Origin of the sequence: Streptomyces fradiae ATCC 10745 = DSM 40063, assembly GCF_008704425.1 — a bacterium.
In the GTDB taxonomy this organism is placed as follows: Bacteria; Actinomycetota; Actinomycetes; order Streptomycetales; family Streptomycetaceae; genus Streptomyces; species Streptomyces fradiae.
The window spans coordinates 3,973,870-3,993,723 of record NZ_CP023696.1 but is presented as its reverse complement, the minus strand read 5'-3'; the positions used below and the strand labels follow the sequence as shown (position 1 = coordinate 3,993,723).

Genomic DNA, 19,854 nt, shown 5'->3' with positions numbered 1-19,854 from the left:
CCGCGGTCGCCGCACACCCGCCCTGACCTCCCCAGGAGCCCGATGTCCTCCGACAGCCAGCAGCCGCGGCCGCCCGAGGGTGCCACCACCGACACGACCACGCTGCTGCTGTGCGGCGCCCGCCTGGACGACGGGCGGACCGTCGACGTGCGGCTGAGCGGCGGGCGGATCGAGGCCGTCGGCACGCCCGGCAGCCTCGGCGCGCACGGCACCCGTGTGGACCTCTCCGGGTACCTGCTGCTGCCGGCGCCCGCCGAGCCCCACGCACACGCCGACACGGCCCTCAGCGCCGACGCGCCGGGCCCGGTCTCGTACGCGGCCGAGGACGTCCAGCGGCGCGCCACCGAGGCCGCGCTGCTCCAGCTCGGCCACGGGGCGACGGCGCTGCGCGCGCACGTGCGGATCGGCGACGTACAGGGACTGGCGGCGCTGGAGGCCGTCCTGCAGGCGCGGCGTTCCCTGCGGGGGCTGGTGGACCTGGCGACGGTGGCGGTGCCGCGGCTGCTGACGGGGGTGGCCGGGGCGGACGGGCTGGCGATGCTGCGGGACGCGGTGAAGATGGGCGCGTCGGCGGTGGGCGGCCGCCCCGACCTGGACCCGGACCCGGCGGGGTACGCGGAGGCGGTGCTGGAGGTCGCCGCGGAGCACGGCTGCGCCGTCGACCTGCACACGGACGGGGACGACCCGGCGCGGCTGGCACGGCTGGCCGCGATGGCGGGCGGGCTGCGGCCGGGGGTGGCGATCGGCCCGTGCGGGTCGCTGTCGCGGCTGCCGGCGGAGGCGCGGGGTCGGGTGGCGGACCGGCTGGCCGCGGCCGGGGTGACGGTGACGTGCCTGCCGCAGGGCGGCTGCGCGGGCACGGACGTGCGGGGCCCGGCGCCGGTGCGGCTGCTGCGGTCGGCGGGGGTGCGCGTGGCCGCGGGCGGCGGCGCGCTGCGGGACGTGGCGAACCCGGTGGGGCGCGGCGACCCGCTGGAGGCCGCGTACCTGCTGGTGTCGCAGGGCGGGTTGCGGCCGGCGGAGGCGTACGGGGCGGTGAGCCGGGAGGCGCGGGAGGCGCTGGGGCTGCCGCCGGTGCGCGTGGAGGCCGGGTTCCCGGCGGAGCTGCTGGCGGTGCGCGGGGAGCGGCTGGCGGGGGTGCTGTCGCTGGCGTACAGCCGGGTCGTGGTGCACCGGGGCCGGGTGGTGGCGCGTACGAGCGCGGTGCGGGAGTACTGCGACTCGGCGGCGGCCCTGGACCTGCCCCGGCAGTCCCGGCCGGAGGCCCGCCCGTGAGGGGTGGGGTGATGGGGCTGGTGGGGCTGGTGGGGCTGGTGGGGGCTGGGGCCCGGTGGGGGCCGGTGGGGGCTGGTGCGGCTACGTGATGGGCGGTGGGGCCGGGGGTCCGGTGGGGGCTGGTGCGGCTACGTGATGGGCGGTGGGGCCGGGGGTCCGGTGGGGGCCGGTGCGGCTACGTGATGGGCGGTGGGGCCGGGGGTCCGGTGGGGGCCGGTGCGGCTACGTGATGGGCGGTGGGGCTGGGGGCCCGGTGGGGGCCGGTGCGGCTATGTGGTGGGCGGTGGGGCCCGGTGGGGGCCGACCGGAGGTACGCGCGCGGCTGGACGCGGATCCGGGTAGGCGGGGCTGAGGGCGGCTCAGCAGGCCGCCTGCCCGGCGGGGCGGCGCGGCCGGGGTACGGCTGCGGTTCGGCGCTCGGCGCGGCCGGGGGCGGGGCGGCCGGCTCGCCGGGGCGGCGGTCGAGGCGGCCTGGACGTGGCCCGGCCGGGGCCGAACCGCGGGGCGGTTGCGGGGCGGTATGGCGAGGTGCGGCTCGGGGCTTCGACTGCGGCCGCGTCGGCGTGCCGGGGCGCCCCTGACCCGTCCGGACGCGGGGCGGGCGGCCCGTCGTTGGGCGGTGCGCGGGTGGGGGCCGTACGGTCGGAGGCATGCGCATTGTCATCGCTGGAGGACACGGTCGGATCGCCCTGCGCCTGGAGCGCCTGCTGACGGCGGGCGGGCACGAGGTCGCGGGCATCATCCGCAAGATGGAGCAGTCTGACGCCGTACGGGAGGCGGGCGCCGAACCGGTCGTGCTGGACATGGAGTCGGCGTCCCTGGAGATGGTCGCCGCGGTGCTGCAGGGCGCGGACGCGGCGGTCTTCGCGGCGGGTGCCGGGCCGGGCAGCGGGGCGGCCCGCAAGGAGACCGTGGACCGGGACGCGGCCGTCCTGTTCGCGGACGCGGCGGAGCGGGCGGGGGTGCGCCGGTTCGTCGTCGTCTCGTCCATGGGCGCGGACGCGGCGCACGAGGGCGACGAGGTCTTCGACGCGTACCTGCGCGCGAAGGGCGCGGCGGACGAGCACGTGCGCGGCAAGGCCGCCCTGGACTGGACGATCCTGCGGCCCGGCATGCTGACGGACGACGCGGGCACGGGCCTGGTCCGTCTGGAGGCGTCGACGGGCCGGGGCCCCATCCCGCGCGACGACGTGGCGGCGCTCCTCGCCGAACTGCTGGACACCCCGGCGACCGCGGGCCTGACCCTGGAAGCCGTGTCGGGCGACACCCCGGTCTCGGTGGCGGTCCGTGCGGTGGCCGGCAACTGAGGCTGCTGAGGCTTCCCGAGTGTGAGTCAGGGATTGTCGGTGGCGTCTGGTGTGATGGGTCTGCTGGTACTCGGGGAGGTAGCGCAGACCGTGGACAGACGTGCAGTGATTCGCCTGATCGGCGCGTTGAAGCCGGCACAACGGAGCAAGGGTGAGGCCCTGCACCGGCCGTTCCTGGTGCTTTGGGCGATCGGTGAGGCTGTGCGGGGCATGCCCCGGCAGCAACGCTGGTCGGTTGTGCGCGATGCCGTGGGGCCTTTGCTGGTCACGCACGGGGGCGTGACCAGCAGCAGTCGCGAGGCGGCTCTGTTCCCCTTCTGGGCCCTGCGTAACGACGGGCTTTGGGAGGTCGAGGAGGCGGAGTCGCTGACCATGACCAGCAAGGGACGTAGGCCTCTGCTGTCGTCCCTCGACGAGGCGAACCCACTCGCCGGGCTCCCAAAGGGCGTCTACGACCTCCTGGTAGCAGACCCGGAGCTGGCTGCGTGGGCAGTCGGCAGCCTGCTGCTGCGGTACTTCAGACCGGTCCCGGCGGGACTGTTGCAGGACGTGGGCTTGGCGGACCTGATGGCAGGTCGGGAGACAACGGCACTGCGTCCGCTCGTCGGCGAGACGTTCGTAGACCGACGTGCCATCGCAGATTCGTACGGCGGCAACCGAGTCCGCGGCATAACGCCGCTTGCGGACGGCATCCTGACGGTCTACTCCGATGAGAAGGGCCCGTATGCAGATGGCCGCATACCTGAGGTGAACTGGATCGCCTACACCGGCGACGGCCTGTCAGGTCATCAGGAGCTCACCGGTGGAAACAAGGCCATGGCCGAGTATCAGCGGGAGCGAGGGCGCTGCGGTACTGGCACCGGCCGTACGGAGGACAGTGGACCTTCGAGACATGGGCAGTGATCGTCCAGCGATGGATGCGCTGGGGGGAGGGGGAGGACGGCCTGCGGAGGAAGGAGTTCGTCTGGGTCTTGGCTCCCGTACCTTCTCCGCTCGAACACACCTGGCCGGCTAGCGTGGTGATGGCACTCCATGAGGACACGGGTCAGGTCCACGACCACACTGAGGGGGTCGCGCTTGCTGCTCAGGTCGACTCCGGGACCGTCCGGCTCGACAGTTACGAGCGATACAAGCGTTTGGCCAGGGCAGCTCATGAGCGCGCCAAGAGCCGCACGCGTCGCTCAACCCTGACCACGGTCGAGCGTTTCCTCCGATCGGCTCCCGCAAGGGAAGCGGTGATCCTGCGGAGCGGCGGTCTCTGCGAGAACCCGACCTGCCTCGGTCATCCAACGGAACGGACGGAAGCGGACGCGCCGCTCCTCGAAGTGGACCACGTCCACGATCTCGCACGTGGTGGGCCAGACGTACCCGAGGCCATGATCGCTCTTTGTCCGAACTGCCACGCCCTGAAAACCCGCGGCAAGAACCGTCGCGAGCTACAGAAGGTGCTGCTGGCAGAAGCTCGACTCCGCCACAAGTCGTTCTCGCGGTAGCGGCTCGCCTGTGTGTTGGCACCGCGTTAGGCGAGTGCCGTGTCTGAGATCACGCGGCGAATCGCCCGCCGTGAGGCACCATGCCCTCCCCGCCCCCACGCCCCTGCAGCTGGCACTCGACCGTACCGACGGGGGCTAGGGGGCGGGGCTGCGAGGTAGCTGCTCTGGGGTACGCAGACGGCCCCTGACCAACGTTTCCGCTGGTCAGGGGCCGTTTACTTCCAGTGGCGGCGCCAGGATTCGAACCTGGGTAGGCTAAGCCGACGGATTTACAGTCCGCTCCCATTGGCCACTCGGGCACACCGCCATGGGATGTCTCCTTGAAGCCCCGCCTTCGGCGGCGCTCCTTGGCAACGACGTAAACAATACCTGATCCCCGGGGGTGGTCCGCCACCGGATTCGATCAGCGCTGGGGCCGGGTGAGCATGGCTAGGCTTGGGGCGGCGGTCGGCGCTGGGCCGCCGCACTCCCACACCGAGGCAAGGAGCCACAGGACATGGCCGACTCCAGTTTCGACATCGTCTCGAAGGTCGAGCGGCAGGAGGTCGACAACGCCCTCAACCAGGCGGCGAAGGAGATCTCCCAGCGCTACGACTTCAAGAACGTCGGGGCGTCGATCTCCTGGTCCGGCGACAAGATCCTGATGCAGGCGAACTCCGAGGACCGGGTCAAGGCGATCCTGGACGTGTTCGAGTCCAAGCTGGTGAAGCGGGGCATCTCGCTGAAGTCGCTCGACGCCGGTGAGCCGCAGCTGTCCGGCAAGGAGTACAAGATCTTCGCGACCATCCAGGAGGGCATCTCCCAGGAGAACGCGAAGAAGGTCGCCAAGCTCATCCGCGACGAGGGCCCCAAGGGCGTCAAGGCGCAGGTCCAGGGCGAGGAGCTGCGGGTCAGCTCCAAGAGCCGGGACGACCTGCAGGCCGTGATCGCGCTGCTGAAGGGCCAGGACTTCGACTTCGCGCTGCAGTTCGTGAACTACCGCTGACCCGGTCGGCGGGCGGGACGGGGGCGGACGCGGCCGGGTGGCCGGTCCGCCCCCGACTCGTGCCTCGTGTCGGAAACCCGCCAGCACCGGACGGGCGGCCGGTCCAGACTGAAGGCATGACTGTGTACGCGCGAGTGGACGGGCCGCTGGGGACGATGCTGCTGGTGGGCGAGGAGACCGCGGACGGGGCCGCCGCCCTGGCCTCGTTGTCGCTGCCGGAGCAGAGGGGCGCGGTGGCCGTCCGGGACGGCTGGCGCCATGCCCCGGAGCGGTTCGCGCGCGTCGCCGCGCAGCTGGAGGGCTACTTCGCCGGGCGGGTGAAGGACTTCGACCTCCCCTTGGCGGCGGCTGGTGCGGGGACGCCGTTCCAGCGGCGGGTCTGGCAGGTACTGGACTCGATCCCGTATGGCGAGACGACCACGTACGGGGAGATCGCGGCGCGCGTCGGTGTCTCCGGGGCCGGGGTGCGGGCGGTGGGGACGGCCATCGGGCGCAATCCGCTGCTGGTGGTGCGGCCCTGCCACCGGGTGATCGGCGCGGACGGTTCGCTGCGGGGGTACGCGGCGGGGCCCGAGCGCAAGGGGCTGCTGCTCGGCCTGGAGGGTGCGCTCGTACGGTGACGGACGCGCTGTTCCCGCTGGGCCGGGGGCGGGCGGAGGTCGCGCCCGGCGCGGTGCACGTGCCGGGGTGGCTCTCCCGGAGGCGGCAGCGGGAACTGGTCGAGTCATGCCGGGCGTGGGCCGTCGGACCGGTGCCGATCCGGCACACCGCGCTGCCGGGCGGCGGGGTGATGTCGGTGCGGACGGTGTGCCTGGGCTGGCACTGGCTGCCGTACCGCTACTCGAGGACCGCCGACGACGTGAACGGGGCGCCCGTCGCCCCCTTCCCCGACTGGCTGGTCGGCCTCGGGCGGGAGGCCGTCGCCGCCGCGTACGGGGACGCCGGCTCCTACCGTCCGGACGCGGCGCTGGTCAACTTCTACGACGGGGACGCCCGGATGGGCATGCACCAGGACCGCGAGGAGCGGTCACCGGCCCCGGTCGTGTCGCTGAGCATCGGTGACGCGTGCCTCTTCCGGTTCGGCAACACGCGGGGGCGGGGGCGCCCGTACGCCGATGTGCGGCTGGAGTCCGGGGACCTGTTCGTGTTCGGCGGGCCGTCGCGGTTCGCGTACCACGGGGTGCCGAAGGTGTATCCGGGGACGGGCGACCCTTCGGTGGGGCCCCGCACGGGGCGGCTGAACATCACGCTGCGGGAGACCGGACTCGGTGGGGGCGGGGCCGCATCGGCCCCTCCGGGCGGGGCTGCCTGACGGGCCTCCGGCGGGCGGTCTCCTCCTGACGGTCTCCTCCTGTCGGCCTCTGCCCGGCGGCGGTCTCCGGCCGGCGGGTGCCGGGTGGACTCCTGTCGGTGCAGGGTGGCTGCGGGTGGGTCTGTCTGTGCACGTGGGGCCTCCTGGGTGCTGTTCGGTGCAGGGGGCTGCGGGTGTGCCCGTCGGTGGCCACGGGGCCTTCGCGGTGCGCGCCGTCGACGCGCGGGGGCCGCCGGGTGGGTGTCGTGTGTCCGCGTGCCGGGCGGGGCGGTTGGGGCTCGGGGGGATCGGTAGGGTGCGGCGTGTGGCGGTGACTTTGCGGCGGTCTCTGGGAGTGTTCGACGCGGTCGTCATCGGGCTGGGCTCGATGGTGGGCGCCGGGATCTTCGCGGCGCTCGGGCCGGCCGCCGCGGCGGCCGGGAGCCGGCTCCTCGTCGGGCTGGCTCTGGCGGGTGCCGTGGCGTACTGCAACGCGATGGCGTCGGCCTGGCTGGCCGCGCGCCACCCCGCGTCGGGCGGCACCTACGTCTACGGGCGTGAGCGTCTGGGTCCCTTCTGGGGGTATCTGGCGGGCTGGGCGTTCATCGTCGGGAAGACGGCGTCGTGCGCCGCGATGGCCCTGACCGTGGGGGCGTACCTGTGGCCGGCGCAGGCGCACGCGGTCGCGGTGGCCGCCGTGGTGGCCCTGACCGCCGTGAACTACGGCGGCGTCCAGAAGTCGGCGCTCATGACGCGGTCGATCGTGGCGGTGGTCCTGGCGGTGCTGGCGGCCGTGGTCGTGTGCGCGCTCGGGTCCGGTGCGGCCGACGCCGGGCGGCTGGCACCGGACGGCGGTACCACGCCGGGCGGGGTGCTGCAGGCGGCGGGGCTGCTGTTCTTCGCCTTCGCCGGGTACGCGCGGATCGCGACGCTCGGGGAGGAGGTCCGGGACCCGGGGCGGACCATTCCGCGGGCCATTCCGGTGGCGCTGGGGATCGCGCTCGTCGTGTACGCGTGTGTGGCGGTCTCCGTTCTGTCCGTGCTCGGTCCCGTGCGGCTGGGTGAGGCGGCGGCGCCGGTCGCGGAGGCGATGCGGGCGGCCGGGGTCGACGGGATGGTGCCGGTGGTGCGGGTGGGTGCTGCCGTGGCCGCGCTCGGGTCGCTGCTGGCGCTGATCCTCGGTGTGTCGCGGACGACGCTGGCGATGGCACGGGACGGGCACCTGCCCCGTACGCTCGCCGCCGTGCACCCCCGGCACCAGGTGCCGCACCACGCCGAGCTGGTGGTGGGGCTGGTCGTCGCCGTGGCGGCGGCGACGGCGGACCTGCGGGGCGCGATCGGCTTCTCGTCGTTCGGCGTCCTCGTCTACTACGCGATCGCCAACGCGTCGGCCTGGACCCTCGTGTCGCGGTGGTCGCCGGTGCGGCTCGTGGCGGCGTGCGGTCTGGCCGGCTGCCTCGTGCTGGCCTTCGCCCTGCCCCTGTCGTCGGTCCTGGCGGGCGCGGGCGTCCTGGCGGTGGGCGCGGTGCTGTACGCCCTGCGCGCCGGGTCCGGGGAGGCCCGGGGGCGCACCCGGTAGCCGTACCGGCTCCTCTGGCGGCTGACGCGTGGCGCCCGACGGCCGGGGGCGAGGGTGTGCACCGGTGGCGTGGTGCAGGCGCGGGTCCTGGGGTGTGGTCGCCGAGCTGACGAGACGGCCGGGTGGCGGGATGCCGGGGCGGTGCGCTCCAGGCCCACGGCGGCCTCCGTGCCCGGGTGACACGGCCGGCGGGGTGGTGGGGCGCGGGCCGCTCGGTCGCGGCGGGGGCGGAGGAGCGCGGGGCTTCCGGAGCAGGGGACAGTAACTCTGTGTAGTCGCTCATGTGCCCATCATGGACCATGCCGCCGACATTCCGCTCCGCCTGTGGACAACTCCCTACCAGCGGTCGGTGAAGGGCCGGTCCGTCGAGACGATCTCGCGGCCGAGCGGGAAGAGCGCCACCGGGATCAGCTTGAAGTTGGCGATGCCGAGCGGGATGCCGATGATCGTGACGAACTGGGCGATGCCCGTGGCGATGTGGCCGAGCGCCAGCCACCACCCGGCGAGGAGGAACCACAGCACGTTCCCCACGAGGGACGGGGCGCCCGCGTCGCGGCGGTCCACGACCGTGCGGCCGAACGGCCAGAGCGCGTACCCGCCGATGCGGAAGGCGGCCAGGCCGAACGGGATGCCGATGACGGTGATGCAGAGGAGCACGCCCGCCAGCAGGTAGCCCAGGAACAGCCACAGGCCGGCGAGCAGAAGCCAGATGATGTTGAGGATCGTCTTCACGGGCGGGGTCCTGCCATCTGTTCGAGCCGGGCGATGCGTTCCGCCATCGGCGGGTGGGTGGAGAACATCCGGGCCATGCCCTGGCCCGGCCTGAAGGGGTTGGCGATCATCATGTGGCTCGCCGTCTCGATGCGCGGCTCGGGCGGCAGCGGCAGCCGCTGCGTGCCCGCCTCCAGCTTGCGCAGCGCGCTCGCCAGGGCCAGCGGGTCACCGGTGAGCCGGGCGCCCGAGGCGTCCGCCTCGTACTCGCGGGAGCGGCTGACCGCCAGTTGGATGACCGAGGCGGCGATCGGGCCCAGAATCATGATCAGCAGCATGCCGAGGAGGCCGGGCCCCTCCTCGTCGTCGGAGCGGCCGACCGGGATCAGCCAGGCGAAGTTCACCAGGAAGACGATCACGGACGCGAGCGCCCCGGCGACCGAGGAGATCAGGATGTCCCGGTTGTAGACGTGGCTCAGCTCGTGTCCGATGACGCCGCGCAGCTCGCGCTCGTCCAGGAGCCGCAGGATCCCCTCCGTGCAGCACACGGCCGCGTTGCGGGGATTGCGCCCGGTCGCGAAGGCGTTGGGGGCCTGTGTGGGCGAGATGTAGAGGCGCGGCATCGGCTGCCGGGCCTGCGTGGACAGCTCACGGACCATCCGGTACAGCTGCGGGGCCTCGAACTCGCTGACCGGGCGGGCCCGCATCGCGCGCAGGGCCAGCTTGTCGCTGTTCCAGTAGGCGTGCGCGTTGGTGCCGAGGGCGATCAGTACGGCGACGATGAGACCCGTGCGCCCGAAGAAGCCGCCGATCAGAATGATCAGCGCGGACAGCCCTCCGAGGAGTACGGCGGTCCTGAGCCCGTTGTGCCGGCGGTGCACGGTACGCCCTCCAAACGGTGCGGCAGGGGAACCTTTCGCTGATGTCGCTCCACTCTCTTCAGTGGACCCTCCCGTACTGGTCAACGCCAGGCGGGAGTGGCGGGTTCCCTGCGGTACGGCGGGGCGGCCCTGCGCCGTTCGGGTGAGGCGGTGCGCCGCACCGACCGGCCGGGGCGGGGCGGGGCAGCCGGTCGGTCGGACGGGGTCAGAAGAGGCTGGTCGCCGCGAAGCGGAGGACCCACTGCGGGTAGCCCGACAGCAGCAGGGCGGCGACGGCCGTCAGCGCCACCGCGGCGGCCACCGGCGCGGGGGCGCGCAGCCGCAGGGCGGGCGCAGTGGCCCGGGCGCCCTCGGTGCGGGGCCGGGCGGTGCCGGGGACCTCCGTGGCGCCGTCCGGGGCGCGGAAGAGGACGGCCGTCCAGCGCAGGTAGTAGTACAGGGCGACGACCACGTTCACGGCCATGACCACGGCGAGCCAGCCGAGGCCGGCGTCGACGGCGGCGGCGAAGACGACCACCTTGGCGAACAGGCCGATCACGCCGGGCGGCAGGCCGGCCAGGCACAGCAGGAAGAACGCCAGCGCGAGCGCGGCGAGCGGCCGGGTGGCGTACAGGCCCCGGTAGTCGGCGATCCGGTTCGCCGGGTGCGTCCGGGCGACCAGCGCGGCGACGGCGAAGGCGCCCAGGTTCACCACGGCGTACATCAGCGCGTACGAGACGGTCGCACCGATCTGGATGTCGCTGGAGTACGCGGCGGCGGCGATCGGCACGAGCAGGTAGCCGGCCTGGCCGACGGACGACCACGCGAGGAGGCGTACGGCGCTCCGCGCGCGCGTGGAGACCTGCCGCAGCGCGGCGGCGTTGCCGACGGTCATGGTCAGCGCGGCGAGCACGGCGAGGGCGGGGCCCCACACGTCCGCGTACGACGGGAAGGCGACGACGGTCACGAGGACGAGGCCGGTGAAGCCGACGGCCTTTCCGACGACGGAGAGGTACGCGGCGACGGGAAGCGGGGCGCCGACGTACGTGTCGGGCACCCAGAAGTGGAAGGGGGCGGCGGCCGTCTTGAAGGCGAAGCCGACGAGGGTGAGGGCGACCCCCGCCTCGGCCAGGGTGCCGAGCTGCGCGGGGACGTCGTCCAGCTGCCGGGCGATCTCCGTCAGGTGGAGGGTGCCCGTGGCGGCGTAGACGAAGCTGACCCCGAGGAGGGTGACGGCTGTCGCGGTGACCGAGGAGAGGAAGAACTTCAGCGCCGCCTCGCCGGACATCCGGTCGCCGCGCCTGAGGCCGACGAGCGCGAACGCGGGCAGGGAGGCGACCTCCAGGGCGACGACGAGGGTGGCCAGGTCGCGGGAGGCGGGCAGCAGGGCGGCGCCGGCCGTGGAGGCCAGCAGCAGGAACCAGAACTCGCCGGCGGGCAGTTCCTCCCTGGTCTCGGTGACGGAGAGCAGGGCGGTGAGGAGGGCGCCGCCGAGGACGAGCACCTGGACGGCGAGGGTGAAGTGGTCGGCGGTGTAGCTGCACGCACCGGGTTCCTGGACGAGGCAGAACGTGGAGCGGTCGCCGGAGCGCAGGGGTGCGAGGGCGAGGAGCGCGGCGGCGAGGCCGGCCACGGAGACCCAGGCGAGGACCTCCTTGCGGGCCTTCGGCAGGAACAGGTCGGCGACGAGGACGGCCAGGGCGACGGCCGCGGCGATGACCGGCGGGGCGATCGCGGCCCAGTCGACGGTCTGCACCAGGTCGCCGTTGGCGGGCGCCGCCGCCAGGACGGCGGGGTTCACGGGTGCGGCGGTCACGGCTTGCCTCCTGCGAGAAGCTGCTGCACGGCCGGGTCGGTGAGCCCGAGGAGGACCGCGGGCCAGAGTCCGGCGAGGACGGTGAGCGCGGCGAGCGGGGTCCACGCGGCGAACTCGTACCCCTGGACGTCGGCGAGCGGCGGGGAGTCGGCGGCGGGCTTGGCGCCCATGCAGACGCGGCGGACGACGACGAGGAGGTACGCGGCGGTGAGGAGCGTGCCGAAGCAGGCGACGGCCGTGTAGGTGAGGAACGCGGGCCGGCTGAGGCCCTCGGCGGGCTGGAACGCGCCGAACATGGCGAGCATCTCGCCCCAGAAGCCGGCGAGGCCGGGCAGGCCGAGGGAGGCCACGGCGCCGAAGGCGAGCAGTCCGCCGAGGCGGGGGGCGCGGCCGTAGAGGGCGGCGCCGGTGGCGCCGGCGAGGGTGTCGAGGTCGGCGGTGCCGTACCGGTCCTTGATCGCTCCGACGAGGAAGAAGAGGAGTCCGGTGATCAGACCGTGGGCGATGTTGGCGAAGAGCGCGCCGTTGACGCCGGTGGGGGTCATGGAGGCGATGCCGAGGAGGACGAAGCCCATGTGGCCGACGGAGGAGTAGGCGATGAGGCGCTTCAGGTCGCCCTTCGCCCCGGGCCTGGCGAGGGCCAGGCAGGCCAGCGACCCGTAGACGATCCCGGCGACGGCGAACGCGGCGAGGTACGGGGCGAAGACGTGCATGCCCTCCGGCGCCACCGGCAGGACGATGCGCACGAAACCGTACGTCCCCATCTTCAGCAGGACGCCGGCGAGGAGGACGGAGCCGACGGTCGGCGCTGCGGTGTGCGCGTCCGGGAGCCAACTGTGCAGCGGCCACATCGGGGTCTTCACCGCGAGCCCGATCCCGATCGCGAGAACGGCGATGACCTGCAGGGACGCACTGAGGCCGCGGCCGTTGTCAGTGGCGAGTGCCACCATGTCGAAGGTGCCGGCCTTGAGTCCGACGAGGAGCAGGCCGAGCAGCATGACGACCGAGCCGAGGAGGGTGAAGAGGATGAACTTCCAGGCGGCGGGCTGCCGCCCCTCGCCGCCCCACCGGGCGATGAGGAAGTACATCGGGATGAGCACCGTCTCGAAGGCGAGGAAGAACAGCATCAGGTCGAGGACGGCGAAGGTGGCGAGCGTGCCGGACTCGAGGACCAGGAGCAGCGCCACGAAGCCCTTCGGGGAAGGGCCGGCGGGCGGCTTGAAGTAGCTGTACAGCGCGCAGAGGAAGGTCAGCAGCGCGGTCAGGACGAGAAGGGGGAGGGAGATGCCGTCGACACCGAGGTGGATCCGCACGTCAAGTGCGGGAATCCAGCTGATGTCCGTCGTGGCCTGCATCCTCGACGGCTGGTCGTGGTCGAAGCCGAGCGCGAGGGCGAGGGCCGCGACGAGGATCACGCCGGTGACGGTGACGCCGTGGCGGAGCACGGCCTGGTCGGGTGACTTCCCCTTCAGTCCGGGCGGTGCCGGCAGGAGGGCCGCGACGGCGCCGATGAGCGGCCCCGCGACGGTGAACGCGAGAAGGAACTGCATCACGGATTCGCTGATATCGATCACGGCTCACGCTCCGGCGGCGACGAGGACGGCGGCGACCGCCAGGACGACGGATCCGGCGAGCAGGACGCCGAGGTAGGACTGCACGTTGCCGGTCTGGGCGCGGCGCACGGCCGCGCCGAGCAGGCCGGCCGTGGCGCCCGCTCCCCGTACGTACGTCTCGACGACCTCGCGGTCGAGGAAGCGGACCAGCGAGGCGGCCGCGCGGACGGGGCGTACGAACAGGGCGGTGTACACGGCGTCGAGGTGGAAGCCGGAGGCGGCGTGCCGGTGGAGCGGGCCGAGGAGGAGCCGTCCGGGGTCGCCCGGGTCGGGCGCGGAGGCGATCGACCCGTAGGCCGGGGTGTGGGTGGCGATGGCCTCGGCCTCGGAGAGGGCCGGCTCGGCGTCGGGGTGGGCCGCGACGGCCCCGATCGGGACCCGCGCGGCGCGGGCGGCTCCCCGGCGCCAGGCCGCGTAGGTGACCAGGCCCCCGATGAGGGCGAGGCCCGTGCCGAGGATCGAGGTGGTGGTGGTCGGGGTGAGGGCGTTGCCGTCGAACCAGTCGTCGAGGGAGGTGACGGTCAGGCCGAAGGCGAGCGAGGGGACCGCGAGCACCCACAGGACGGCGTTCATGGAGAGGGGCTGGCGCCCGTGGTCGGGGGCCTCGATACCCCGGCCGTGGAAGGCGAGCAGCCACAGGCGCGCGGCGTAGGCCGCCGTGAGGAGGGCGGTGAGCAGTCCGGCCACGAGCACGGTCCAGCCCGCGGCGGCCGTGGAGACGTCCCGGTCGCCGAGGGCGGTGTGCTCGGCGGCGACGAGGACGGCCTCCTTGGAGAAGAACCCGGCGAACGGGGGGATGGCGGCGAGCGCGAGGAGGGCGACCGTCATCGTCCAGTACGCGTCGGGGATGCGCCGGGCGAGGCCGCTCATCCGGGACATGGCGGCCAGCGAGTTGGTGCCCGCGGCGTGGATGACCACGCCGGCGGCGAGGAACAGCAGCGCCTTGAAGGCGCCGTGGGACAGGAGGTGGAAGACGGCGGCGCCGCGGTCGCCGACGGCCAGCGCGCCGGTCATGTAGCCGAGCTGGCCGATCGTCGAGTACGCGAGGACGCGCTTGATGTCGTCCTGGGCGAGCGCGGCGAGGGCCGAGCCGACCATGGTGAGCGCGGCCATCACGGCGAGGACGGTCATGGCCGCCGCGGAGGCGGCGAAGACGGGGAGGAGGCGCGCGACGAAGTAGACACCGGCGGCGACCATCGTCGCGGCGTGGATCAGCGCGGAGACCGGGGTGGGGCCGGCCATGGCGTCGGGGAGCCAGGTGTGCAGCGGGAACTGCGCGGACTTGCCCGCGACGCCGGCGAGGAGGAGCAGCGCCACGACGGTGGGGTGGTCGAGGCCGCCCGCGGCGACGGAGCCGAGGACGCCGGTGATCCGGAAGGTGCCGGCGTCGGCGGCGAGCGCGAACAGGCCGATCAGGAACGGGACGTCGCCGAGCTTGGTGACGAGGAACGCCTTCAGCGAGGCCGCCCGTGCCTCGGGGGTCTCCCAGTAGTGGCCGACGAGGAAGTACGAGCAGACGCCCATGACCTCCCAGCCGACCAGCAGCACCATCAGGTCGCCGGAGTAGACGACGAGCAGCATCGCGGAGGTGAAGAGGGAGACGAGCGCCGCGTACGAGGGGTAGCGCGGGTCGTCGCGCAGGTAGCCGGTGGAGTAGATCTGCACACAGGACGCGACGAGCCCGACGAGGACCGCTGTGAGGACGGCGAACCCGTCCAGGTGGAGGGCCAGTTCGATCGGGACGGAGCCGGTCGGCGTGAGTTGGGTGGCCGCGTCGACGGCCTTCCCGCCGCCCTGCCGCACGGCGACGAGGACGGCGAGGACGAGCGCGGCGACCGTCGGCAGGACGGCGAGGGGGCGTGTGAAGCCGGGTGCGGTGCGGCCGAGGAGGAGGCCGGCGGCGGCGCCCAGGAACGGGAGGAGGGGGACGAGGACGGCGAGGGTCGTGGTGGTCACGGGGTGGCCTCAGCCTTCTTGCCGGTCTGCTCGTGGGCGGCCTGGTCGGCGCCGGGGGCGCCGGGGGCACCCGGCGCCGGGCCCGCGCCTTGGCCGGGGCCGGGGTCCTGGCCGGGACCGGGGCCGGGGTCCTGGCCGGGGGGCTCAGCGTTGTCGCGGAGGCGGTCGATGTCGGCCGTTCCCCGGTTGCGGTAGACCATCAGCACGATCGCGAGGCCGATGCCGATCTCGGCGGCGGCGATGGCGATCGTGAAGAGGGTCAGCGCCTGGCCCGCGTGCAGGGCGTCGCGGAGCCACACGTCGAAGGCGACGAGGTTGAGGTTGACCGCGTTGAGCATCAGCTCGACGGACATGAGGACGAGGATCGCGTTGCGGCGGGCGAGGACCCCGTAGAGGCCGGTGCAGAAGAGGAGCACGGCGAGGACCGCCGGGTAGGCGAGGTGCATCAGCGCTTGCCCTCCGCGTCCTGGGCGGTGTTCTTGGTGGCGGCCGGGGCGGTGTCGTCGGCTGCGTCCGGGGCGGTGGGCTGTGTGGTGGCCGGGGCTGCGTCCGGGGCGGTGGCCTTGGCTGTGGCCGGGGTGGTGGGCCGGGTTCCGTTGCCGGCTTCGGCGCGGTCCCGGGCGCCGTGGCTCGGGGCGGGCCGGGGGCCGCCGACGGGGGCGGGGTGGGAGCCCTGGTCGTCCTTGCGGCGGGAGAGCACGATCGCGCCGACCAGTGCGGCGAGGAGGAGGACGGAGAGCGCCTCGAAGGGGAGCACCCAGTTCCGGAACAGCGTCTCGCCGGAGACGCGGGTGGTGCCCTGGGCGGGGCCGTCGAGGTCGATCCAGGTGGTGCGGAAGGCGTCGACGACGACCCACACGAGAGCGGACGCGGCGGCGACGGCCACGGCCAGGGCGGCGGGCCGGTTGCCGGAGTCGGCGTCCGGGGAGCGGCCGATGGGCGCCCTGGTGAGCATGAGGCCGAAGAGGAGGAGCACGACGACGGAGCCGACGTAGATGAGGACCTGGACCCAGGCGATGAACTCGGCGGTCAGCAGCAGGTACTCGACGGCGATGCCGCCGAGGGCCACGACCAGCCACAGCGCGGCGTGCACCAACTGCCGGGTGGTGACCGAGATGACGGCGGCGGCGAGGGTGACGACGCCGACGAGGAGGAACGCGACCTCCGTGCCGGTGGGCGAGAGGAAGCCGGGCGCCGCCAGGGACAGCGCGGGCACTGCGGGGGGCGTCATGCGGGGCCCTCCTCGGTGGCGCGCTCCTCGGCGGCGCGCTGGGCGGCGAGCTTGTCGGCCGCCTTGCGGGCGGCGGCCACTTCCTTCGGCTCCTCCGCGCCCGGGTCGAGGGCGGGGGGCTCGGGGACGGTCCACATCCACTCGCGGAGCTTGTCCCGCTCGTGGGTGAGCTCGCGGATGTCCGTCTCCGCGTACTCGAACTCCGGTGACCAGAACAGCGCGTCGAAAGGACACACCTCGACACAGATGCCGCAGTACATGCAGAGGGAGAAGTCGATCGCGAAGCGGTCGAGGACGTTGCGGCTGCGCTCGCGGCCGCCCGGCGCGGCGGGCGGCAGGGTCTCCTTGTGGGAGTCGATGTAGATGCACCAGTCGGGGCACTCGCGGGCGCACAGCATGCAGACCGTGCAGTTCTCCTCGAACAGGCCGATCACACCGCGGGTTCGGGGCGGGAGTTCCGGCTGGACGTCGGGGTACTGCGCGGTGTGGCTCTTCCTCGTCATCGTCCGGAGGGTGACGGCCAGGCCCTTGGCGAGGCCGGAGCCGGGGATCGGAGGCATTACTGGGTCACCACCTTGACGACGCCGGTGAGGGCGATCTGGGCGAGGGCGAGCGGCACGAGCGTGGTCCAGGCGAGCTTCTGCAGCTGGTCCTCACGGAGCCGCGGGTAGCTCACGCGCAGCCAGATCACGACGAAGGCCAGCACGGCGGTCTTCAGGAGCGTCCACACCCAGCCCAGGCCGTCGGCGCCGAAGGGCCCGTGCCAGCCGCCGAGGAAGAGGACGGTGGTCAGACCGCACAGGACGACGATGCCCGCGTACTCGGCGAGCAGGAACAAGGCGAAGCGCAGGCCGGTGTACTCGGTGTACGCGCCGAAGATGATCTCGGAGTCGGCGACCGGCATGTCGAAGGGCGGGCGCTGGAGCTCGGCGAGGCCCGCGACGAAGAAGACCAGGGCGCCGATGATCTGCCAGGGCAGCCACCACCACTGGAACGCGTCGAGGATGCCGGTCAGCGACACGGTGCCGGCCGCCATGGCCACCGACGCCGCGGCGAGCAGCATCGGCAGCTCGTACGCGAGGAGCTGCGCGGCGGTGCGGAGTCCGCCGAGGAGGGAGAACTTGTTGGCCGACGCCCAGCCGGCCATGAGCGAGCCGAGCACGCCCACGCCCATGACGGCGAGGACGAAGAAGACGCCGGCGTCGACGACCACGCCGACCGCGCCCTCGCCCGGCCCGACGGGGATGGCCACGAGGACGAGGAGGTACGGGAGGAGGGCGACGGCGGGCGCGAGCTGGAACACCCTGCGGTCGGCGTCGGCCGGGACCACGTCCTCCTTCTGCGCGAACTTCACGCCGTCGGCGACGAGCTGCGCCCAGCCGTGGAAGCCGCCCGCGTACATGGGGCCGAGGCGGCCCTGCATGTGCGCCATCACCTTGTGCTCGGTCTGGCCCACGACGAGGGGCAGGACGAGGAACACGGCGAAGACGACGAGCAGGCGGAGGGCGACGTCGAGTACGTCGTTCACGCGTCGTCTCCTTCGGGGTGCCGCCGGTCGGCTTCGGGGGCTTCGGGGGTGGCGTTGGGGGTGGCTTCGGGGGTCTCGTCGGGGGTGGCGTCGGAGGGCTGGGGGGCCACCGGCGTCCGGGGGGCGGCGGGGGGCTTCGGTTCGTCGGCGCCGGAGGGGTGGTCGGGGGCCGGGGCGTCGGGCCGGTCGGAGGGCGGGGTGTCGAACGCCGGGCGCGGGTTGTTCCAGGGGGCGTCCGCGGAGCGGGGCCGGGGGCGGGCCGGGGTGCCCGGTTCGCGCCGGCTCGCCGAGCCCTCGGAGGCCGAGCGGCTGTGGCGCTGCGTGGCCGAGCCCTCGCTCGCCGACCGGGCGCGGCGCTGCGTGGCCGAGCCCTCGGAGGCCGAGCGGGCGCGGCGGGGGGCCGCCGGGCCGGGGGCGGCCGGGCCTTGACCGGTCGTGGGGGGCGCCTCGGTGGGGGTGGTCGAGGGGGGCGCCTCCGTGGGGGTGGTCGAGGAGGGCGCCTCGGTGGGGGTGGTCGTGGGCGGGGTGGGTGCCTGGCCGGCGGAGCCCTGCGAGGCCGTACGGGTACGGCGCGGGGGCCGGTCGGCCGCGCCCGCCGCACCCGCGCGGGCCGTGCGGGCGGGACGGGCCGGAGCGGGCGGGAGCTGGCCCTTCATCGGGCCCCAGTCGTTGGGGTCGGGCACGCCGGGCGGCAGCATCTGGCGCCGCTTGGTCCCGCCGTGCTCCGGCTCGCCGGGCTCCTTGGCACCCGGCCACGCCTTGGCGACGCGGGCGGCCAGCACGAAGTCCTTGCGGAGGGGATGGCCTTCGAAGTTGTCGGGGAGCAGCAGTTTCGCCGGGTTCGGGTGGCCCTCGAAGGTCACGCCGAACATCTCGGTCGTCTCGCGCTCGTGCCAGGCCGCGCCCGCGTACACGCCGACGGCCGTCGGCAGGGCGGCGGCGTCGTGCGGCACCGTCGTCCGCAGCAGGAGGCGCCGCACCCGGCCGCTCTCCAGCGCGGCGACGTGCGCGCACACCCGGAAGCCGGTGCCGGGCTCGTCGACGGCGCTCAGCCAGTCGAAGTAGGTGCAGCCCAGGGTGGAGCGGGCGGTCCGAAGCGCGGCGATCCACGAGGCGGCGGGCACGTCGACGGTCAGCAGGTCGTACGCCCGCTCGGCCGTGGCCTGCGCCCCGAAGAGGTCGGTGACGGCCTCGGGCAGGGAGTCGTAGGCGTTCACCGGTCCCCGCCTTCGGGTGCGGGCGGCGGGGTGACGAGGCCGCTGCGCAGCGCGGCGGCGGAGGGACGGGACGCCCCGGTGCCGTAGCGCTCGCCCAGGGACTCGCGGGCGATCTTCTCCTGGAGCTTCAGGATGCCCTGGAGGAGCGCCTCGGGCCGGGGCGGGCAGCCCGGTACGTACACGTCGACCGGGATGATCTGGTCGACGCCCTTGGTGACGGAGTACGAGTCCCAGTAGGGCCCGCCGCAGTTGGCGCAGGCGCCGAAGGAGATCACGTACTTCGGCTCGGGCATCTGCTCGTACAGCCGCCGCACGGCGGGCGCCATCTTGTCGGTCACCGTGCCGGAGACGATCATCAGGTCGGCCTGGCGCGGGCCGGGCGCGAAGGGGATGACGCCGAGCCGGATGAAGTCGTGGCGGGCCATCGAGGCGGCGATGAACTCGATGGCGCAGCAGGCCAGCCCGAAGTTGAAGACCCACAGGCTGTAGCGGCGGCCCCAGTTCAGGACCACCTTCATCGGCTCGGGCGCCAGCCGGGACAGCACGCCCAGTCGCCGCGGCTCGGGCAGGAGCACCGGTTCGGACGGAGTCACGTCCATGTCAGGACGCCCTTCTTGTACGCGTAGAGCAGTCCCACGGCCAGGAAGCCGAGGAAGATGAACATCTCGACCAGCGTGGTCGCGCCGTACCCCGCCTCGGCGAAGACGGTGGCCCACGGGAAGAGGAAGATCGAGTCGACCGCGAAGATCACGTAGAGGAAGGCGTAGACGTAGTAGCGGACCTGGGTGTGGGCCCAGCCCTCCCCCACGGGGTCGACGCCGCACTCGTACGTCAGGAGCTTCTCCGGCGTCGGCACGACGGGGCGCAGCAGCCGCCCGGCAGCGAAGGCGACCGCCACGAAGAGCACGCCGATCACGGCGAGGAGCCCGACGACCGAGTAGCTCTGGAAGTAGTCGGCCGCGAGCCCGGTCTGTTCCGGCACGTCCGTCCCT

General features: G+C 73.7%; 19 protein-coding genes, 1 tRNA gene and 1 pseudogene. 8 read left to right on the top strand and 13 right to left on the bottom strand.

Annotation, left to right across the window (positions count from 1 at the left end):
• Window positions 1-42: 42 nt before the first annotated feature.
• The 4 genes and pseudogenes from CP974_RS17860 to CP974_RS17845 all read left to right on the top strand — a co-directional run bounded on the left by CP974_RS17860 (window position 43) and on the right by CP974_RS17845 (window position 4,075).
• The gene (locus CP974_RS17860) at window positions 43-1,275 is read left to right on the top strand and encodes an amidohydrolase family protein (RefSeq protein WP_031134757.1); all 1,233 of its coding nucleotides are present in this window, start codon (window positions 43-45) and stop codon (window positions 1,273-1,275) included.
• Window positions 1,276-1,925: 650 nt separating this feature from the next.
• Complete coding sequence (locus tag CP974_RS17855; protein WP_031132332.1) at window positions 1,926-2,582, top strand: SDR family oxidoreductase; 657 nt, start codon at window positions 1,926-1,928, stop codon at window positions 2,580-2,582.
• 54 nt (window positions 2,583-2,636) lie between these two features.
• Window positions 2,637-3,565 (top strand): annotated as a pseudogene (locus tag CP974_RS17850) (SRA domain-containing endonuclease); the annotation flags it as partial.
• 39 nt (window positions 3,566-3,604) lie between these two features.
• Complete coding sequence (locus CP974_RS17845) at window positions 3,605-4,075, top strand: HNH endonuclease signature motif containing protein (protein WP_158100742.1); 471 nt, start codon at window positions 3,605-3,607, stop codon at window positions 4,073-4,075.
• A 225-nt stretch (window positions 4,076-4,300) separates the two neighbouring features.
• Here the strand turns inward: CP974_RS17845 and CP974_RS17840 are convergent.
• A tRNA-Tyr gene (locus tag CP974_RS17840) sits at window positions 4,301-4,382 on the bottom strand.
• A 189-nt stretch (window positions 4,383-4,571) separates the two neighbouring features.
• Here CP974_RS17840 and CP974_RS17835 point away from each other — a divergent pair.
• The 4 genes from CP974_RS17835 (at window position 4,572) to CP974_RS17820 (ending at window position 7,930) form a co-directional block, all read left to right on the top strand.
• On the top strand, window positions 4,572-5,060 hold the full coding sequence (locus CP974_RS17835; protein ID WP_031132326.1) for a YajQ family cyclic di-GMP-binding protein: 489 nt from the start codon (window positions 4,572-4,574) through the stop codon (window positions 5,058-5,060).
• Window positions 5,061-5,176: 116 nt separating this feature from the next.
• A complete protein-coding gene (locus tag CP974_RS17830) occupies window positions 5,177-5,680 on the top strand; it encodes a methylated-DNA--[protein]-cysteine S-methyltransferase (RefSeq protein ID WP_031132324.1) in 504 nt (167 codons plus the stop codon).
• Window positions 5,677-6,372, top strand: a complete 696-nt coding sequence (locus CP974_RS17825; protein ID WP_051839501.1) for an alpha-ketoglutarate-dependent dioxygenase AlkB family protein — start codon at window positions 5,677-5,679, stop codon at window positions 6,370-6,372. The genes CP974_RS17830 and CP974_RS17825 overlap by 4 nt, the downstream gene beginning before the upstream one ends.
• Window positions 6,373-6,676: 304 nt before the next feature.
• Window positions 6,677-7,930, top strand: a complete 1,254-nt coding sequence (locus CP974_RS17820; protein WP_037938066.1) for an APC family permease — start codon at window positions 6,677-6,679, stop codon at window positions 7,928-7,930.
• A gap of 336 nt (window positions 7,931-8,266) precedes the next feature.
• On the opposite strand, the gene CP974_RS17815 is transcribed toward CP974_RS17820, so the two are convergent.
• From CP974_RS17815 to CP974_RS17760, 12 genes are all read right to left on the bottom strand, one after another.
• Window positions 8,267-8,662: a YccF domain-containing protein gene (locus tag CP974_RS17815; RefSeq protein ID WP_031132318.1), complete on the bottom strand. Its 396-nt coding sequence runs from the start codon at window positions 8,660-8,662 to the stop codon at window positions 8,267-8,269.
• Window positions 8,659-9,522 carry a zinc metalloprotease HtpX gene (gene htpX / locus CP974_RS17810; RefSeq protein WP_031132316.1) on the bottom strand — a complete coding sequence of 288 codons (864 nt, stop codon included), beginning with the start codon at window positions 9,520-9,522 and terminating at the stop codon, window positions 8,659-8,661. Before htpX ends, CP974_RS17815 begins: the two co-directional genes overlap by 4 nt.
• A gap of 205 nt (window positions 9,523-9,727) precedes the next feature.
• Window positions 9,728-11,317 carry an NADH-quinone oxidoreductase subunit N gene (locus CP974_RS17805; protein WP_051839499.1) on the bottom strand — a complete coding sequence of 530 codons (1,590 nt, stop codon included), beginning with the start codon at window positions 11,315-11,317 and terminating at the stop codon, window positions 9,728-9,730.
• The gene (locus CP974_RS17800; RefSeq protein WP_031132312.1) at window positions 11,314-12,867 is read right to left on the bottom strand and encodes a complex I subunit 4 family protein; all 1,554 of its coding nucleotides are present in this window, start codon (window positions 12,865-12,867) and stop codon (window positions 11,314-11,316) included. The genes CP974_RS17805 and CP974_RS17800 overlap by 4 nt, the downstream gene beginning before the upstream one ends.
• Window positions 12,868-12,894: 27 nt before the next feature.
• Window positions 12,895-14,886: an NADH-quinone oxidoreductase subunit 5 family protein gene (locus CP974_RS17795; protein WP_031132310.1), complete on the bottom strand. Its 1,992-nt coding sequence runs from the start codon at window positions 14,884-14,886 to the stop codon at window positions 12,895-12,897.
• Window positions 14,883-15,332 carry an NADH-quinone oxidoreductase subunit NuoK gene (gene nuoK / locus CP974_RS17790; protein ID WP_031132308.1) on the bottom strand — a complete coding sequence of 150 codons (450 nt, stop codon included), beginning with the start codon at window positions 15,330-15,332 and terminating at the stop codon, window positions 14,883-14,885. Before nuoK ends, CP974_RS17795 begins: the two co-directional genes overlap by 4 nt.
• Entirely contained in the window at window positions 15,332-16,117 is a 786-nt protein-coding gene (locus CP974_RS17785; protein ID WP_051839497.1) for an NADH-quinone oxidoreductase subunit J family protein, read from the bottom strand. Before CP974_RS17785 ends, nuoK begins: the two co-directional genes overlap by 1 nt.
• Entirely contained in the window at window positions 16,114-16,677 is a 564-nt protein-coding gene (locus CP974_RS17780; protein WP_031132304.1) for a NuoI/complex I 23 kDa subunit family protein, read from the bottom strand. The genes CP974_RS17785 and CP974_RS17780 overlap by 4 nt, the downstream gene beginning before the upstream one ends.
• A complete protein-coding gene (locus CP974_RS17775; RefSeq protein ID WP_031132302.1) occupies window positions 16,677-17,645 on the bottom strand; it encodes a complex I subunit 1/NuoH family protein in 969 nt (322 codons plus the stop codon). Before CP974_RS17775 ends, CP974_RS17780 begins: the two co-directional genes overlap by 1 nt.
• Entirely contained in the window at window positions 17,642-18,862 is a 1,221-nt protein-coding gene (locus CP974_RS17770; protein WP_150485827.1) for an NADH-quinone oxidoreductase subunit C, read from the bottom strand. Before CP974_RS17770 ends, CP974_RS17775 begins: the two co-directional genes overlap by 4 nt.
• The gene (locus tag CP974_RS17765) at window positions 18,859-19,461 is read right to left on the bottom strand and encodes an NADH-quinone oxidoreductase subunit B (protein ID WP_031137130.1); all 603 of its coding nucleotides are present in this window, start codon (window positions 19,459-19,461) and stop codon (window positions 18,859-18,861) included. Before CP974_RS17765 ends, CP974_RS17770 begins: the two co-directional genes overlap by 4 nt.
• A complete protein-coding gene (locus CP974_RS17760; protein ID WP_031137128.1) occupies window positions 19,452-19,844 on the bottom strand; it encodes an NADH-quinone oxidoreductase subunit A in 393 nt (130 codons plus the stop codon). Before CP974_RS17760 ends, CP974_RS17765 begins: the two co-directional genes overlap by 10 nt.
• Between the last annotated feature and the right edge of the window lie 10 nt (window positions 19,845-19,854).

What these genes read in the sequence shown, in the direction of transcription:
- CP974_RS17860 (WP_031134757.1), top strand. Translation starts at nt 43, where the DNA reads ATGTCCTCCGACAGCCAGCAGCCGCGGCCGCCCGAGGGTGCCACCACC.
- CP974_RS17855 (WP_031132332.1), top strand. Translation starts at nt 1,926, where the DNA reads ATGCGCATTGTCATCGCTGGAGGACACGGTCGGATCGCCCTGCGCCTG.
- CP974_RS17845 (WP_158100742.1), top strand. Translation starts at nt 3,605, where the DNA reads ATGGCACTCCATGAGGACACGGGTCAGGTCCACGACCACACTGAGGGG.
- CP974_RS17835 (WP_031132326.1), top strand. Translation starts at nt 4,572, where the DNA reads ATGGCCGACTCCAGTTTCGACATCGTCTCGAAGGTCGAGCGGCAGGAG.
- CP974_RS17830 (WP_031132324.1), top strand. Translation starts at nt 5,177, where the DNA reads ATGACTGTGTACGCGCGAGTGGACGGGCCGCTGGGGACGATGCTGCTG.
- CP974_RS17800 (WP_031132312.1), bottom strand. Translation starts at nt 12,867, where the DNA reads ATGCAGTTCCTTCTCGCGTTCACCGTCGCGGGGCCGCTCATCGGCGCC.
- nuoK (WP_031132308.1), bottom strand. Translation starts at nt 15,332, where the DNA reads ATGCACCTCGCCTACCCGGCGGTCCTCGCCGTGCTCCTCTTCTGCACC.
- CP974_RS17785 (WP_051839497.1), bottom strand. Translation starts at nt 16,117, where the DNA reads ATGACGCCCCCCGCAGTGCCCGCGCTGTCCCTGGCGGCGCCCGGCTTC.
- CP974_RS17780 (WP_031132304.1), bottom strand. Translation starts at nt 16,677, where the DNA reads ATGCCTCCGATCCCCGGCTCCGGCCTCGCCAAGGGCCTGGCCGTCACC.
- CP974_RS17765 (WP_031137130.1), bottom strand. Translation starts at nt 19,461, where the DNA reads ATGGACGTGACTCCGTCCGAACCGGTGCTCCTGCCCGAGCCGCGGCGA.